This window comes from Neisseria brasiliensis, from assembly GCF_009671065.1.
Taxonomy (GTDB): domain Bacteria; phylum Pseudomonadota; class Gammaproteobacteria; order Burkholderiales; family Neisseriaceae; genus Neisseria; species Neisseria brasiliensis.
In genome coordinates this window covers 599,864-616,208 of the sequence record NZ_CP046027.1, presented here as the reverse complement: position 1 = coordinate 616,208, position 16,345 = coordinate 599,864, and the positions used below count along the sequence as shown (strand labels likewise).

The 16,345-nt window shown below is 50.3% G+C and carries 15 protein-coding genes and 1 riboswitch; of the genes, 7 read left to right on the top strand and 8 right to left on the bottom strand.

All coding sequences use genetic code 11. The annotated features are described in order from the left end of the window. Positions 1-81 precede the first annotated feature (81 nt). On the top strand, positions 82-216 hold the full coding sequence (locus GJV52_RS03115) for a DUF3149 domain-containing protein (RefSeq protein ID WP_095501619.1): 135 nt from the start codon (positions 82-84) through the stop codon (positions 214-216). An 83-nt stretch (positions 217-299) separates the two neighbouring features. Here the strand turns inward: GJV52_RS03115 and GJV52_RS03110 are convergent, their stop codons facing one another. Beyond that, positions 300-1,076, bottom strand: coding sequence for an MOSC domain-containing protein (locus GJV52_RS03110; RefSeq protein WP_095501620.1), 777 nt, complete (start codon positions 1,074-1,076; stop codon positions 300-302). A gap of 63 nt (positions 1,077-1,139) precedes the next feature. Continuing rightward, complete coding sequence (locus GJV52_RS03105; protein WP_095501621.1) at positions 1,140-3,350, bottom strand: RelA/SpoT family protein; 2,211 nt, start codon at positions 3,348-3,350, stop codon at positions 1,140-1,142. Positions 3,351-3,532: 182 nt separating this feature from the next. Here GJV52_RS03105 and GJV52_RS03100 point away from each other — a divergent pair, with 182 nt between their 5' ends. Then, on the top strand, positions 3,533-4,183 hold the full coding sequence (locus tag GJV52_RS03100) for a GrxB family glutaredoxin (protein ID WP_095501622.1): 651 nt from the start codon (positions 3,533-3,535) through the stop codon (positions 4,181-4,183). 182 nt (positions 4,184-4,365) lie between these two features. Here the strand turns inward: GJV52_RS03100 and GJV52_RS03095 are convergent, their stop codons facing one another. Further along, positions 4,366-4,578 (bottom strand): hypothetical protein, encoded by a 213-nt coding sequence (locus GJV52_RS03095; RefSeq protein ID WP_095501623.1) that lies wholly within the window; start codon positions 4,576-4,578, stop codon positions 4,366-4,368. Between the two features lie 373 nt (positions 4,579-4,951). Here GJV52_RS03095 and GJV52_RS03090 point away from each other — a divergent pair, with 373 nt between their 5' ends. Continuing rightward, positions 4,952-5,728 (top strand): FadR/GntR family transcriptional regulator, encoded by a 777-nt coding sequence (locus tag GJV52_RS03090; protein WP_095501624.1) that lies wholly within the window; start codon positions 4,952-4,954, stop codon positions 5,726-5,728. A 63-nt stretch (positions 5,729-5,791) separates the two neighbouring features. On the opposite strand, the gene GJV52_RS03085 is transcribed toward GJV52_RS03090, so the two are convergent. Next, positions 5,792-6,265: a YMGG-like glycine zipper-containing protein gene (locus tag GJV52_RS03085; RefSeq protein ID WP_095501625.1), complete on the bottom strand. Its 474-nt coding sequence runs from the start codon at positions 6,263-6,265 to the stop codon at positions 5,792-5,794. A gap of 339 nt (positions 6,266-6,604) precedes the next feature. On the opposite strand from GJV52_RS03085, the gene GJV52_RS03080 reads away from it, so the two are divergent. Further along, complete coding sequence (locus GJV52_RS03080) at positions 6,605-8,023, top strand: DEAD/DEAH box helicase (RefSeq protein ID WP_100563557.1); 1,419 nt, start codon at positions 6,605-6,607, stop codon at positions 8,021-8,023. Between the two features lie 304 nt (positions 8,024-8,327). Next, positions 8,328-9,245 (top strand): calcium-binding protein, encoded by a 918-nt coding sequence (locus GJV52_RS03075; protein ID WP_100563556.1) that lies wholly within the window; start codon positions 8,328-8,330, stop codon positions 9,243-9,245. Positions 9,246-9,320: 75 nt separating this feature from the next. Here the strand turns inward: GJV52_RS03075 and GJV52_RS03070 are convergent, their stop codons facing one another. The 3 genes from GJV52_RS03070 to grpE form a co-directional block, all read right to left on the bottom strand. Then, positions 9,321-9,611, bottom strand: coding sequence for an acid-shock protein (locus GJV52_RS03070; RefSeq protein ID WP_100563555.1), 291 nt, complete (start codon positions 9,609-9,611; stop codon positions 9,321-9,323). 311 nt (positions 9,612-9,922) lie between these two features. Next, positions 9,923-11,851: a molecular chaperone DnaK gene (gene dnaK, locus GJV52_RS03065; protein WP_100563554.1), complete on the bottom strand. Its 1,929-nt coding sequence runs from the start codon at positions 11,849-11,851 to the stop codon at positions 9,923-9,925. A 320-nt stretch (positions 11,852-12,171) separates the two neighbouring features. Further along, positions 12,172-12,753, bottom strand: a complete 582-nt coding sequence (gene grpE, locus GJV52_RS03060; RefSeq protein ID WP_100563552.1) for a nucleotide exchange factor GrpE — start codon at positions 12,751-12,753, stop codon at positions 12,172-12,174. Positions 12,754-12,938: 185 nt separating this feature from the next. Between grpE and cysE the strand changes: the two genes are divergently transcribed. Then, on the top strand, positions 12,939-13,781 hold the full coding sequence (cysE, locus tag GJV52_RS03055) for a serine O-acetyltransferase (protein WP_100563550.1): 843 nt from the start codon (positions 12,939-12,941) through the stop codon (positions 13,779-13,781). A 60-nt stretch (positions 13,782-13,841) separates the two neighbouring features. Here the strand turns inward: cysE and GJV52_RS03050 are convergent, their stop codons facing one another. Beyond that, positions 13,842-14,720 (bottom strand): lysophospholipid acyltransferase family protein, encoded by an 879-nt coding sequence (locus GJV52_RS03050; protein WP_229436903.1) that lies wholly within the window; start codon positions 14,718-14,720, stop codon positions 13,842-13,844. Positions 14,721-14,872: 152 nt separating this feature from the next. Further along, a riboswitch (SAM-I-IV-variant riboswitch) is annotated at positions 14,873-14,983 on the top strand. A gap of 171 nt (positions 14,984-15,154) precedes the next feature. On the opposite strand from GJV52_RS03050, the gene metK reads away from it, so the two are divergent. After that, entirely contained in the window at positions 15,155-16,324 is a 1,170-nt protein-coding gene (gene metK, locus GJV52_RS03045; protein ID WP_095501632.1) for a methionine adenosyltransferase, read from the top strand. Positions 16,325-16,345 lie beyond the last annotated feature (21 nt).

The window sequence follows — 16,345 nt, the reverse complement described above, 5'->3', positions numbered from 1 at the left end:
ATTTTGACTTTTATCAAAGCTAAATGGCATAGTCGGACTATAATGGTTCGCAACACTCCCCAACTCAGAAGGAATGAAAAAATGGAAGTCTTTGCGGAACTCTTTAAATCGCCTGTGGGCATTTTATCGTTAATCACCTTATTGTCGATTTGTGTGATTGCAGCGTTTTTATTTTTCTGGGTGAAAAAGCAAGCGGATAAATCTGCCAAGCTGTAATTGCAGCAAAAGGAACAAACCATTTATATCAAAGCAAAGGCCGTCTGAATGCGTTTCAGACGGCCTTTGTCGCATTTATGTGCTTACAACCACGACAACACTTCCACTTCATCATCCATATGCACGCGGCCTTGGTTGAGCGCCACCAGATTGATGCCGAAAATCGCTTTGCGGGCAACGGCAAGGGTGGAAAGCGGCTCTTGCTGCGGATGGCGGCAGCCTGAAACCAAATCTACCGTGGTCATCACGCAGCGGACACAGGGTTTGAAATGCTCGAATTCGACTTTGCCGATGCGGATGCGTTGCCATTGTTCTTCTTCAAACGCCTTGCCGCCATCTACTGTGAAATTCGGGCGGAAGCGCACCATTTCCACCGGTTCGTCAAGATAAGTATTCAGTTCCGCCAATGAAGCGGTATGGGTCAGCAGATAAGGCGCGCCGTCAGCAAAAGACAGCGGCGTTTGCGAATGCGCCAAGATGCGGCGGCTGTGTTTGCCCAGCCAATGCAGGCGCGCTTCGGTGCCGAGTTGTTCGCCCAGCCAAGCATTGATGGCGTGGTCAGTGGTGCATGCGGCAAAGCGGTCTTTCCATACCGTGACTTCGCTTTCCTGATTCATCTCTTGCACCGAAACCGTTTGGTGGCTGCCATCAGGCGCGGTAAGCGTGAGGCCGTCTGAATCGGCTGAAGTTTGCCACAGCAGCATGGCTGGGTGTTTGCGTGCGGTGAGCATATTGCCGTCGGGGGCGGTGACGAGCCATTCGCGGTCAAGTGGCAGGCCTTGCGGCGTGATGTCGGATTCGGTTAACGCATTGCCGCCCATGGACTTGACGGGGTAGCGGTGGAGGTCGATTAAACGCATGATGGGGATTTCCTAAATATCAGGCCGTCTGAAAGCATAATCTTTCAGACGGCCTGATTGTTTTTACAAGCGTGTCACGCTCAATACGCCTTTGACATCGGTCAGGCTGGCCAACACGCGCGGTAAGTCGTTGACTTGACGCACTTCCAGCGTGAAGCGCATGCTGGCTTCCAAGTCGCGGCTTTGTGTTTGCACGGCGGTGACGTTGAGTTTGTGGCGAGCCAAAGCATCGGACACATCGCGCAGCAGGCCGTTGCGGTCTTGCGCGCGGATTTCCACGTCCACCGCGAAGACTTGGCCTTCCTGTAAGGCTGCCCAGCTTGCGTTCAACACTTTATCCGGTGATTGTTCGGCCAAATGCTGGAAGGAAGGGCAGGTTTTGCGGTGTACCGAAATACCACGCTCGCGAGTAACAAAGCCGATGATGTCGTCGGGCGGGGCGGGTTTGCAGCACTTGGCTAATGTGGTGAGCAAGCCATCTTCGCCGTCGATAAGCACGCCGTTTTTGCCGCCTTTTTTGATTTTCGACTGCTTGACGATGGTGGTTTCGTCTACCGGCACCGGCGGCGGTTCGTTCAGCGTGCCGCAGGCTTTCTGAATCGCGCGCGGCGAGATTTCGCCCTGACCGATGGCGGTGTATAAATCATCGAGCTTTTTGAAGCCGAGTTTTTCCGACAAATCTTGCAGATTCGGCTTCGGATTGATTTTCACCAGCTGCTTGTCGAGCTGGGCGCGGCCGTCTTCTTTGATCGCATCGGCGTTTTGCTGACGGATAAACGAGCGGATTTTGCTGATGGCTTTGCTGGATTTCACCCAGCCTTCATACAGCCAGTTGACCGACGGATTGCCTTCTTTGGCGGTGATGATTTCCACGCGCTGGCCGTTTTCCAATGCGGTGGAAAGTGGCACGATTTGGCCGTCGACTTTCGCGCCGCGGCAACGGTCGCCGATGCTGCTGTGCAGGGCGTAGGCAAAGTCGATGGGGGTGGCGCCGGCCGGTAGCGACAACACTTTACCGTGTGGCGTCATCACATAAATGGTGTCTTGGAACAATTCGGTTTTGAAGGCGGAAGCCAAGTCTTCTTTACCGCTTTCGGCCATGTTTTCGCGCCAGTCGAGCAGTTGGCGCAGCCAAGCGATTTTTTGTTCGTAAGCCGAATCGCCTTTGCCGCCTTCTTTGTAGCGCCAGTGGGCGGCGACACCGAATTCGTTGAATTGGTGCATGTCGAAAGTGCGGATTTGCACTTCCACGCCTTTGTCTTCAGGGCCGACGATGACGGTGTGCAAACTCTTATAGCCGTTGCCTTTCGGGTTGGCGATGTAGTCGTCAAATTCGCCCGGAATCGGCTGCCACAAGCTGTGCACAATGCCTAGCGTGGTGTAACACTCGGGTACGGTATCGACCAAAATCCGCACGGCGCGAATGTCGTAAAGCCCATCGAAACTGAGCTTTTTCTTGACCATTTTTTTGTAAATGGAATAGATGTGTTTCGGGCGGCCGGCCACTTCGAAATGCACGTTGTATTTGGTGAGTTCGCCACTCAAAATATTCAGGAAATTTTCAATGTATTCCAGCCGTTCGGTGCGCTTTTCGTCTAAAAGCTGCGCGATTTCGCGGTATTTTTCCGGCTCTTGGTGGCGGAAGCCCAAATCTTCCAGCTGCCATTTGAGCTGCCACACGCCCAAGCGGTTGGCCAAAGGCGCGAAAATATCCAGTGTTTCTTTGGCTAATTCGCGTTTTTCCGGTGAATCTTCCTGCGAGCCGATGTATTGCATGGTGCGCGTGCGCATGGCGAGCTTAATCAACACCACGCGGATGTCGGTCACCATCGCCAGCAGCATTTTGCGCATGGTTTCAGCCTGTTGTGCACGCTCTTCCGGCGTGGCCAAGCTATCGACCTTGGCAAACTGGGTCAGCTTTTGCACTTCGTCGATGCCCTTAATCAGCTCGCACACAGTAGCATTACATTGCTCGGTGACGGTTTCTTGCCAATGGTCGCAATAGCTGGAAATGTCGGCCAAGATGGTGGCGGCCACGGCATCGGCGAGCAAATCCATTTCGTTGACCATCTTCGCCGCGCCCATCAGATTGCCCAACACAGGTTCGCCGCTGACGGTTAAGGCATCGTGCGGATAGTATTGCTCGGCCAGATTTAAGGCCGTCTGAAGCATTTTGGCATCGCGTTCTGATTGTTTGGCCAAATAGGGCGCAAACCAACTGCGGTATTGTTCGAGATTCGGCGCGATGTTGCTGGTGGTGGAGATTCCGTTCATGGCGTAGGGAATAATTCGGTTACGGAAACGTCATTGTAACAGGATTGGCGGATGTTAATAATAGCTATTGGTGCTATTGATATACTAAACTTTCGGCCGAATCAGGCCGTCTGAAAAGGTGGATGCTTGTTTCAGACGGCCTGAAGTGATAAGGTAATCATGTTAATTTTTGGAGCCTTATGATGAAACTTTATATTTACGATCATTGTCCGTTTTGCGTGCGCGCCCGCATGATTTTCGGTTTGCGCGGTTTGCCGTTGGAAACGGAAAATCTGATGAACGATGATGAAGCCACGCCCATCAGCATGATTGGTGCCAAACAAGTGCCGATTTTGCAGAAAGAAGACAGCTCATATATGGGCGAGAGCTTGGATATTGTGCGTTATGTGGATGAGCAGGCCGGTCAAGGCCGTCTGAAAGAAGACATCCGCCCTGAATTGCAGGCTTGGTTGGACAAAGTCGGCGAATACAACAACAAACTGGTGCAGCCGCGCACGGTGAAAATCGGTTTGCCGGAGTTTGCCACACCGGAAGCGGTGAAATATTTTGTTGATAAAAAAGAGCAGAATATCGGCAATTTTGAGACCAATCTCAACAAAACCGCGCAATATATTGAGCGCATCAATGCCGATTTGTTGGAGCTTGATGGCTTAATCAGCAACGAAGGCGTGGGTGTAAACGGCGAAGCGGCGATGGAAGATATTTTGCTGTTCCCGATTTTGCGCAACCTGACCGCGACACGCGGCATCGAATGGCCGCAAAATGTGATGGATTATCTGATGCGCATGAGCGAAGCGGGCGACGTGGATTTGTATTTTGACCGCGCACTGTAAGAGCTAAAATATCAAAGGCCGTCTGAATAAGTAAGGCAGCGAAATCATGGATTTCTGCCCGACCTGTTCAGACGGCCTTTGTTTTCAAGTTGCTCTTAACGGCGTTTCCAGGGAGTAAAAAAGCCGTTATCTTGATTTAATGCTGCTTATTGTGCAGCAGAAGCAGGTGCGTCAGCAGGAGCTTATTCACCGGCTTTGCGTTGGAAGCCTTTGTCTTTCATGCAGGCATCAAACGCGGCGCGGTCAGCATTTTCACCGGCAGCTTGTTGGCATTGGGCAATGGCTTCTTCCACGCTGATTTGCGGAGCCGGATTTGGTGCTTCAGCAGTTTTGCTGCTTGAACACGCGCTCAACAGCAGCGCAGCGGTCGCAACGGAGATAAATAAAGTTTTCATATTGTATATTCCTATATTATTGATGTTTACCGGAGTTTCCGGTAGCTGCAGAATCGAGTCTGCAAGGTGATTGAGTGGCAATGATGGGATTTAGTTTCATTTTGCGGTGTAAAGTTTGCACCATTCAAAAGACATAATCGTTAATGACAAAAATGAAATATCTATCCACTCAATAGCTTGCAGCGTTAAATTCTACAGTTATTATTACAGAATCATGGCAGCAAAAACAATTATTAAATAATAAAACACGCTACACACAATGGAAAAATCTGCGCCGAGATTGACGATGAGAATACCGCGTCAGTACAATCACGTTTCAAGATTGGTTTGACCAATTTTGCCGATTTGCACACACCACACATACAGAAAAATCATGACAAAATTAGTACGTCCGCAAAAGGTCAGCGACCAAATATTGGCGGTTTTGGAAGAGCGCATTGCCGCCGGTGAATATCCTGAAGGCCAGAAGATTCCGCCCGAGCGTAGTTTGGCTGAAGAGTTTAATGTTTCACGCCCATCGGTGCGCGTGGCCTTGAATGTGTTGATTGCCAAGAATGTTTTGGAAGCGCGGCAGGGCGATGGTTATTATGTTTCTGCCAAAACGCAGCAGGATTTTTTGGCCGATTGGCAGGCTTTGTTGGGCAAGCATTCCAATTGGGAACGCGATGTGTACGATTTCAGTTGCCACATCGAAGGCTGCATGGCGGCTTTGGCGGCCGAGCGGCGCACCGATACTGATTTGAAGCGCATAGAATTTTGGTTGGCCAATTTTGAAACCGCCTGTCGTGAGGGCAATCTCGATCATCAGGCTGAAGCGGATTATTCGTTTCACCAAACCATCGCCGATGCCGCGCACAATATTTTGTTCAGTCATTTATCCGCCAGTTTGCTGAAAATGCTTTACGAGCAAACCCGCAGCGCCATCATTCATGCCGATCATGAATGCAACCCGCGCCCGACCTTAATTGCCCATCACCGCGCCTTGTATGAAGCCATTAAAGCAGGTGAGGCGCAACAGGCTGCGGACATCGCGCGCCGACATTTGGATTTTGTGTCGGAACGGATTAGAGAAGGGCGCGAATATCAGAGCCGACGAGAGCATGCTGATACCTTGGCGCAGCATGATTGGGATAGAGTTAAAGGTTGGTGATTGAATAAAAAGGTTTCAGACGGCCTGATTGATTAGAAACTAAGCCTAATCTCGATAAACGAATTAATCGTCGTCATCATCACGGCTGTCGCGACGGCGGTTGGAGCGGCGATCGTCGTCATCTTCTTCGTAGTGGCTGTTGCGCTTGCGGTCGCGGCGGTCGTCATCTTCGTCTTCTTCGTAACGACGTTCGCGCTCATTGCGGCTCGAGCGGCGGCGGTCGCCGTCTTCATCGTCTTCATAGTGGCTGTTGCGGTCGCGGCCGTTGTAGTAGTCGTTGTCGCTGTAATCGGTGACATCGGCTTTGCGGTTGCGATGATAAGAATACGCCGCACCGGCCAAACCGCCTGCTGCTGCGCCGATTAACGCGCCTTTTTTGTTTTTACCGACCACACCGCCGACTACGGCACCGGCAGCCGCACCGATTGCGGTGGATTTTACCGTGCTGGTGCGCTTGGTTTGCTCGGCGTGGCTGATGGCCGGTGTCATCAAAGCGGTGCTGACCAAGGTGGCGAGCAACATGTTTTTCATGTTCATCTGAGTTCCTTTTAAAAGGGATTTTTCCCGAAAAAATAGTAGGTTAAAGGAAGTAGTACTTTAGCACGAAATTGCTTGTTCGGTGCAATAATCACGATAAAATCCGCTTATCGTGATTGGTTGCGATATGAATGACAGCGTGGCGTGTTCAGACGGCCTGTTTGTTGGCTTTTGTCGCTGATTCCGGTGGGAGCAGGGCGCGTTTTGTGGCATAATTCATTTTCTTATTCTTTATTTTCAGCCGCAGACATTTCGCGTTGCGGTTTCAATCTATTATCCTGATTCCTTTTTTCAGACGGCATTGCTTAAATAGGCCGTCTGAAACAGAAAGATACGTCTATGAATCCATTTGCAACTTTAGGCTTGGGCAATGAAATCGTTTCTGCCTTAAGCCAGCAAGGCTATGAAAACCCGACGCCGATTCAGGCGGCCGCCATTCCGAAAGCCTTGGCCGGACACGATTTGCTGGCCGCCGCGCAAACCGGCACCGGTAAAACCGCCGCGTTTATGCTGCCGAGCTTGGAGCGGCTCAAACGCTATGCCACCGCCAGCACATCGCCGGCCATGCATCCGGTGCGTATGCTGGTGTTGACGCCGACGCGTGAATTGGCCGACCAAATCGACCAAAATGTGACGGGCTATATCAAAAACCTGCCGCTGCGCCATACCGTTTTGTTCGGCGGCGTGAGCATGGACAAACAAACCGCCGAGCTGCGTGCCGGTTGCGAAATCGTGGTGGCCACCGTCGGCCGCTTGCTCGACCATGTGAAACAAAAAAACATCAACTTAAACAAAGTCGAAATTGTGGTGTTGGACGAAGCTGATCGTATGTTGGACATGGGCTTCATCGACGACATCCGCAAAATCATGCAGATGCTGCCGAAGCAGCGCCAAACTTTGCTGTTTTCCGCCACCTTCTCGCCGCCGATTCGCAAGTTGGCGCAAGATTTTATGAATGCGCCGGAATTGGTCGAAGTGGCTGCGCAAAACACCACCAATGCCAATGTCGAGCAGCACATCATCGCGGTGGACGGCATACAGAAGCGCAATCTGTTGGAGCGTTTGATTGTTGATTTGAACATGAATCAAGTGATTGTGTTCTGCAAAACCAAGCAAAGCGTCGATCAAGTGACCCGCGATTTGGTGCGCCGCAACATTGCCGCCCAGTCGATTCACGGCGACAAATCGCAGCAAACGCGTTTGGAAACGCTCAATGCCTTTAAAGAAGGCAGTCTGCGCGTGCTGGTGGCCACCGATGTGGCCGCGCGCGGCCTCGACATTGCCGAACTGCCGTTTGTGATTAACTACGAGTTGCCAAGCCAAGCAGAAGACTATGTGCATCGTATCGGCCGAACCGGTCGCGCCGGTGCCGATGGTGTGGCGATTTCCTTGATGGATAAAACCGAACAGAAAATGTTTGAATCCATCAAAACCTTAATCGGCAACGATTTGCCGGTAGAACGCATTGAAGGTTTTGAACCGGTATGGTGGGGTGGTGACGCTGCGGCAGAACCGCAACGCAGGCCGTCTGAAAGCCGCAGCCGTGATGATGAACGCAAAGAGCGCAGCCCGCGCGGTGAACGTTATCAACGCAATGACCGCAGCGAGCGTAATGAGCGCATCGAGCGACAAGACAAAGCGCGCACCGACCGCAATGACCCGGGTGTGGCTTGCGGTAAAATTGCCGGACGCAACCGCCGTCGCCGCGGCGAGCACCAACCTTGCGCCTTGCTGCAACCGAATTTCGGGGTAAATTAAATGGCGTGATGTGTCATTAAGTTAAACAATCAACAGGCCGTCTGAAATGTTTCTTGAGCAAACATTTCAGACGGCCTTTTTCATTCTGCTGGGAAAATAAGCTATCTATCTACCATTTAAATATCATATTAATTAGGCATATGATATTTAAATGGTAAATAATAACGATTATCGAAAAATTAAGCCGTATTTCGGAAGTCACAGAAGTTGTCAAAGAAGAAGAGTGCATTACACCAAAAAAATTACTTGGGAAAATATTTTGCTCCTTGATTATTTTAATTTAATTTAAACTGGGAGTGTAACAATGAACAAAACGCATGCAACTGTAAGCAAAATCTGGAACGGCTGGGGCTACAACATCACCGGCACCGCAGCGGCAGATTATTTGAAAGGCAGCATCCTGAACGACAAATTATACGGTCGCGATGGTGATGATACGCTGGAAGGTGGTGCGGGCAACGCTACGCTGAATGGCGGTAAAGGTGGTGCCGATAAAATGTTTGGCGGCAAGGGCAACGACACTTATTTTGTTGACGACACTTGTGATGAAGTGATTGAGTGCGCCGGCGAAGGCGTGGATACCGTGAAGACTTCTGTTGATTACACGCTTTCTGACCACGTTGAAAATATCACTGCTCTGGGTTGTGAAGACTTGTGCTTGACCGGCAATGCACAAAACAACGTATTAACCGGCAACAGCGGTAACAACCACTTAGACGGTGGTGCCGGTCACGATACTTTGTACGACGGTGACGGCAACGACCACATGTATGGCGGCAGCGGCAACGATGTGCTTTACGGCGGCAATGGCGACGATTGCCTGAACGGTGAAGATGGCTGCGATGTCATGGTTGGCGGTATTGGCAACGACACTTACACTTTCAGCGCAGGCCAAGATGTGATCAACAATTGCGATGATGGTTGCGGCACCGATGTTTTGTTCTTCTACGACGATGTTTGCTTGAGCGATGTGACCTTCAATCGCGTGTGTGAAGATTTGGTTGTGACCACTAAAGACGGCAACTCAACCACCATCAACGATTGGTTCTATGGTGCCAACAACCAATTGGATGCCTTCTTCTTCCAACAAGAAAATGGTTCGATTGATGCACAACAAATCAACCAAGCTTTGGGCAAATCGGCTTATGGTTGCATCAGCGCTGATTGCTTCAACGTCATCGACGATGCGGCAATTCAATGTCAGGTTCAATGCGTAGCTTAATCAGCTATTGAACAATTGAAAAAACGGGTTCTGTTTGACAGAACCCGTTTTTCTTTTGACTGATTGTGTGCCCGATTAGCGATGTGCGCGGTGTTGGGCGTGTTTTACTCGCTTCACGTTTTTCTTTGCCACTTTTTTAGGTGCCGCTTTTTTGGCTTTAACGGCTTTTTTAGGGGCGGCTTTTTTAGCGTGTACGACTTTTTTCGGCTGCGCGGCTTTTTTGTGTTTGACGGTTTTCTTAGCCTGTTTTTTAACTTGTTTGGTTTGTGCCGGTTTGTGATCATGCGGTGTGGCAGAAGCCAAAGGTGCAGCCATCAGGCTGGTAGAAACCATCAGTAAAGAAGCGATTTTAGTCAGGGTGTTCATAGAGAACCTTTCAAGTGTGGGGAAATAAGTAAGGGGGATAGGCTGTGAAATTTGCCGTATCGCGGAACGCATTATTCGCCTTTTCAGTGTTAAGAGGTGTCGGCGTTTGGCGAAATTGAAACAAAATGATTTGGCGATGGTGAACAAATGGCGGGGAAATGTGGTTTTATTAAGTTGTTAGGTTAAACAGCTGAAATGCCTTTAACCTATTTTGCAGTAGTCGTTTTTTCAGACGGCCTAAAATGACCATAAAAAACGCGAACCTCAAAAGGTTCGCGTTTGTATCACGATTGATTCGGTTTCAGACAGCCTTATTTCTTGTCGTCTTTCACTTCTTCAAAATCGGCGTCAACCACATCGTCGTCTTTTTTCGCTGCGCCGTCTTGTGCTGCGCCTTCACCTGCTTGGGCTTCGGCTTGTGCTTGGGCGTAAACCATTTCGCCCAGTTTTTGGCTGGCAGCACCCAAGGCTTCGGCTTTGGCGTCGATGTCGGCTTTGTCGTCGCCTTTTACGGCTTCTTCGGCAGCAGTCAACGCTTCTTCGATTTTTGCTTTTTCATCGGCATCCAGTTTGTCACCGTAGTCGGCCAAAGATTTTTTCACTGAGTGAATCAGGGCTTCGGCTTGGTTGCGTGAAGCGACCAATTCGGTCAGTTTTTTATCTTCTTCCGCGTTGGCTTCCGCGTCTTTCACCATGCGTTCGATTTCTTCTTCGCTCAAGCCTGAAGAACCTTGGATGGTGATGTTGGCAGCTTTGCCGGTGCCTTTGTCTTTGGCGGAAACGTGCAAGATACCGTTGGCGTCAATGTCGAAGGTTACTTCGATTTGCGGCATACCGCGTGGTGCCGGAGCGATGTCGCCCAAGTTGAACTGACCCAATGATTTATTGGCAGAAGCACGCTCACGTTCGCCTTGCAACACATGAATCGTTACAGCCGATTGGTTGTCTTCGGCGGTAGAGAAGGTTTGTGATGCTTTGGTCGGAATGGTGGTGTTTTTCTGAATCAGCTTGGTCATCACGCCGCCCATGGTTTCGATACCCAAAGACAACGGAGTCACGTCGAGCAGCAATACGTCGCTGCGGCCGCCGCCCAATACTTCACCTTGAATCGCCGCACCAACAGCCACGGCTTCGTCTGGGTTCACGTCTTTGCGTGGGGCTTTGCCGAAGAATTTTTCTACTTCTTCTTGCACTTTAGGCATACGGGTTTGACCGCCCACCAAAATCACGTCGTCAATTTGACCTGCGCTCAAGCCTGCGTCTTGCAAGGCGATGCGGCAAGGTTCGATAGAACGTTTAATCAAATCTTCAACCAAAGATTCGAATTTGGCACGGCTCAGTTTCAATACCAAGTGTTTCGGGCCGCTCGCATCCATGGTGATGTAAGGCAGGTTGATTTCGGTTTGCTGACCGCTCGACAATTCGATTTTGGCTTTTTCAGCAGCTTCTTTTACACGCTGCATGGCCATTGGATCACCTTTCAAATCAATGCCTTGTTCTTTTTTGAACTCGTCAATGATGAAGTCGATGATGCGTTGGTCGAAGTCCTCGCCGCCCAAGAAGGTGTCGCCGTTGGTAGCCAATACTTCAAACTGTTTGTCGCCATCCACATCGGCAATTTCGATGATGGAAATATCGAAAGTACCGCCGCCCAAGTCGTAAACCGCTACTTTGCGGTCACCGCCGGATACTTTGTCCATACCGAAAGCCAATGCGGCTGCGGTCGGCTCGTTGATGATGCGTTTTACATCCAAACCGGCAATGCGGCCGGCATCTTTGGTGGCTTGACGTTGGCTGTCGTTGAAGTAAGCCGGAACGGTAATCACCGCTTCAGTCACTTTCTCGCCCAAGTAGGCTTCAGCCGCTTCTTTCATTTTGCGCAATACTTCAGCCGAAACTTGCGGAGGCGACAATTCTTTGCCTTGCGCTTTCACCCAAGCATCGCCATTTGATGCTTTGATGATTTCAAACGGCATGGTTTCGATGTCGCGTTGTACTTCTTTATCTTCAAATTTGTGGCCGATTAAGCGTTTGGCCGCGTAGATGGTGTTTTTTGCATTGGTAACTGCTTGGCGTTTGGCCGGTGCGCCGACCAATACTTCGTTGCCGTCAAGGTAGGCAACCACAGACGGGGTGGTACGCGCGCCTTCGGCGTTTTCAATCACTTTGGTTTGACCATTTTCAGAGATGGATACGCATGAGTTGGTTGTACCCAAGTCAATACCGATTACTTTTGCCATAGTGTGATAGCTCCTGGTGAAAAATTTAAATTACTGATTAATGAATTGGTTTGAACTTGTCGTTCAGTTGGCTTGTAGATAAGGGTGTTCAATTTTTTTTTCAAGGCTTGGAGTGAAATTTTTTTATGATTTAATTCAAGTGCTTGATTTATTTATCCACAGGCTGTTTGGAATATTGGTTTGATTTTTCAGACGGCCTTGTTATCCGAATCGTGTTCCGATGGTTCGGAATGATTTTCTAAAAGCGGTGTGTTGGTTACCGGCATAGGATAAGGCCGTCTGAAAATTTTATGCTTGATAAACAGCATCAAGCGGTGCTTTCAATCTTCTTTTTTTGCCACCACGACCATGGCCGGACGCAACACGCGCTCAGACAATGAATAGCCTTTTTTCATCACATTGACGATGGTGTTTGGCTCTTGCTCGCTCACCACGGTTTGCACGGCTTGGTGTTGGTGCGGGTCGAGTTTGTCGCCTACAGCAGGGTTGATTTCTTTGATTTGGGTCGCGTCGAATGCTTTTTGCAATTCGTTCAGGGTCATTTGCACACCCATTTTCAAGGCTTCGAAATTGCCGCTTTGATCCAGCAAAGCCATTTCCAAATAGTCTTTCACCGGCAGCATTTCAGCAGCAAATTTTTGGCCGGCAAATTTATGGGTGGCGGCGATTTCTTCCTGATGACGGCGGCGCAGGTTTTGCTCGTTGGCCAAACCGCGCAATTGCTCATCTTTGAGCTGGCCTTCCAATTCTTCAATACGCGCCTGCAAATCTTCCATGGTCGGCTCAGGTGCGGCTTCGGCTTCAACGGCTTCGGTTGCGGCAGCAGCATCAGCGGCTTGCACTGCTTGAGTTTCTACTTTTTCTTCTTCGATGTTTGGGTTTTGTTCAGTCATGTCCGACATCCTTCGTTCAACAGGGAATGGTTTAATAAATCGCATATAAGGCCGTCTGAAAAAATTTCAAGCCAAATAACCTTTAAATCTGTAAGAGAACTTTTGGTTATAAATTTATCTGCGAATTGGCTATGATAAATTCAATGAAAACGGTAAGATAACGCTTTTACCAGTTTCAGACGGCCTGTTGTATCATGAAAAAAATCACGTCCGCCCCTCCGAAAAAAGACCATCTCAATACCCGCGATTTCGATTTGTGGAACGCGATTCTTGAAGAAACCACGGCTGCGGCGAGCGCCGAACCGATGTTGGCCAGTTTCCTGCATCAAACAGTATTGCGCCACGATTCGCTCGAGGCCGTGTTGGCGTTTCATTTATCCAGCAAACTCGGCAGCCCGATTATGGACGTGCGCGCGTTAAACGAAATCTGCCTGCAAGCGTTTGCCGATGATTGCTGCATTATCGACAGTATGAAACAAGATTTGCAGGCTATTTACGAGCGTGACCCCGCGTGTGACGAATATTCTCTGCCGCTGCTTTATTTCAAAGGTTTTCACGCCATTCAGGCACACCGCATCAACCATTGGCTGTATAACAACGGCCGCAAAACTTTGTCTTATTTCCTGCAAAACCGAATGTCGGAAGTGTTCGGCGTGGATATTCACCCTGCAGTACGTTTCGGCCACGGTCTGATGCTCGACCACGCCACCGGTTTTGTGGCCGGTGAAACCGCCGTGTTGGGCAACAATATTTCTATTTTGCATGGCGTGACTTTGGGCGGCTCGGGTAAGGAATGCGGCGACCGTCACCCGAAAGTTTCAGACGGCGTGATGATTGGCGCGAACGCTTCGATTTTGGGCAATATCCGAATCGGCGAGAACGCCAAAATCGGCGCGGGCAGTGTGGTGGTGGCCGATGTGCCCTCGTCGATTACCGTGGTCGGCGTACCGGCCAAACCGATTGGCCGTTCGTCTAAAGTGCCGTCGCAGGATATGAATCAGTATATTGAATTGTCGGGTGCGGATTTTGTGATTTGATGAATGGAATAGTAAAGGCCGTCTGAAAACAAGTTTTTCAGACGGCCTTTATCGTATGGTTTATTCCAGCGGCGATTGCGGCGCACCAGCCGGACGCTTATAACGGTTGTACATAAACAGATACTGCGTTGGGAAACGTTGAATCCAATATTCCACGTTTTGATTGATGATGCGAGCATCGTGGGCTTTGTCGCCGTTGAGTTCGCCTTGCAGCGGTTCGATGTGCAGCGCAAAGCCTTGGCCGTTGGGTAAGCGTTCGCCGACGAAAAACAGGGCTTTCACGCCTTTGACTTGGGCGAGTTTGCCCGCCAGCGTCATGGTGTAGGCAGGACGGCCGAAGAAATCGACCCACACGCCGTCACCGCCTTCTTCGGGCGCGGGCACGTGGTCGGGCAGTACGATGGTGGCTTCACCCGCGCGCAGGGCTTTGATGACCTGCTTCACGCCTTGGATATTGGTCGGCGCGGTTTTACCCTTGCCGCGCACGCGTCCGGCCTGCATCACGGCATCGACGGCTTTGAATTTCGGCGGTTTGTACATGGCGGTCAGCGGAAACGGCAATTGCTGGCTGATGTAGCGTCCGGCCAAATCATAGCTGCCGATGTGCGGCGTGATGAATAGTAAGCCCTGCTGATTGTCTAAGGCCGTCTGAACGTGTTCCCAGCCATTGACCTGTTGAAACAGCGTTTCAATCTCTTCAGGCCGTCTGAAAAAAGCCACGGGCAGTTCCAAACCGCCTTTGGCTGTTTCGCGGAACACGGTTTGAATCATCTTGTCATCGGGCTGCAAACCGGCTTGGCGCATATTGGCGCGCACGCGTTGGCGGTCTTTTTTGAGAAAATAAAACGCCATGCCGCCTAAAAAGTTGCCCAGCGCGTGCAGTAGCGGCAGCGGCAGGGCGGCAAAGGATTTGAAAAGTAGGGTAACCAAAGTGTGCATATATAGAGAAGCGTAAGAGTATTGGATTGATTGTAATGGAAATTGGGGCATACGCCTAATATCGAATGCTAAAACCATTAGGAGGCCGTCTGAAAGTATAGAGGCAAAACACTGCGCCGGCTTGTCATACAGGCGAAGATTTGCTATCATTCGCGCAGCATTAAGAGTTGGGAATTCCATGCCAACCTGCTTTTCATAGGAAAGGTAAGGTGGACGGTCGTTCAGACCGATGTGGCTCGCCAGAGCAATCCAAACCCGCTTAATGCGGGAATTTTTTTGTCTGTTGCAAATGAATTCCGTGCATTTAAATAAGAAAAATTCTTATTTGGATGGCAAGTTTGGGCAAAAACTGCTATGATTTTTGCGATTTGATGATGTCAGTAAATAGGCCGTCTGAAAACTTAACGGCTTATTTAAAAAAGAAAGAATGAGTAATGAGCGAATTTTTGTTTACTTCTGAATCTGTATCCGAAGGCCATCCTGATAAAGTGGCCGACCAAATTTCCGATGCGATTTTGGATGCGATTTTAGCGCAAGACCCGACCGGACGCGTAGCGGCGGAAACCTTGGTGGCGACTGATTTGTGCGTGTTGGCCGGTGAAATTACCACCAGCGCCAAAGTGGATTATGAGCAAGTGGCACGCGATACCGTGAAACGCATTGGCTACAACAATCCCGAGTGGGGCTTTGCGGCCGATACCTTTAAATTGGTGTTGAACTACGGCGAGCAATCGCCCGACATTGCCCAAGGTGTCAACGAAGGCGAGGGCATTGATTTGAACCAGGGTGCGGGTGACCAAGGTTTGATGTTTGGCTATGCCTGTGACGAAACCCCAACATTGATGCCGTTTGCCATCTACTACAGCCACCGCCTGATGCAACGCCAAAGCGAATTGCGCAAAGACGGCCGCCTGCCGTGGTTGCGCCCTGATGCCAAAGCCCAATTGACCTGCGTGTACGACAGCGAAACCGGCAAAGTGAAACGCATCGACACCGTGGTATTGTCCACCCAGCACGATCCGGAAATCAGCCACGAAGAATTGACCCAAGCCGTGATCGAGCACATCATCAAGCCGGTATTGCCGTCTGAAATGCTGACCGACGAAACCAAATACCTGATTAACCCGACCGGTAATTTCGTCATCGGCGGCCCGCAAGGCGACTGCGGTTTGACCGGCCGTAAAATCATCGTTGATACCTACGGTGGCGCAGCACCACACGGCGGCGGCGCGTTCTCCGGCAAAGACCCGTCTAAAGTTGACCGTTCTGCCGCTTACGCCAGCCGCTATGTGGCGAAAAATATTGTGGCCGCCGGTTTGGCGACCCAATGCCAAATTCAAGTGTCTTACGCCATCGGCGTGGCCGAGCCGACTTCGATTTCGATCGACACTTTCGGCACCGGCAAAATCAGCGAAGCCGATTTGATTAAATTGGTGCGCGAACATTTTGACCTGCGCCCGAAAGGCATTGTGCAAATGTTGGACTTGCTGCATCCGCGTTACAGCAAAACCGCTGCCTACGGCCACTTCGGTCGCGAAGAGCCTGAGTTTACTTGGGAGCGCACCGACAAGGCGCAAGCATTGAAAGCCGCTGCCGGTCTTTAATGATGAAATAAGCAAAGGCCG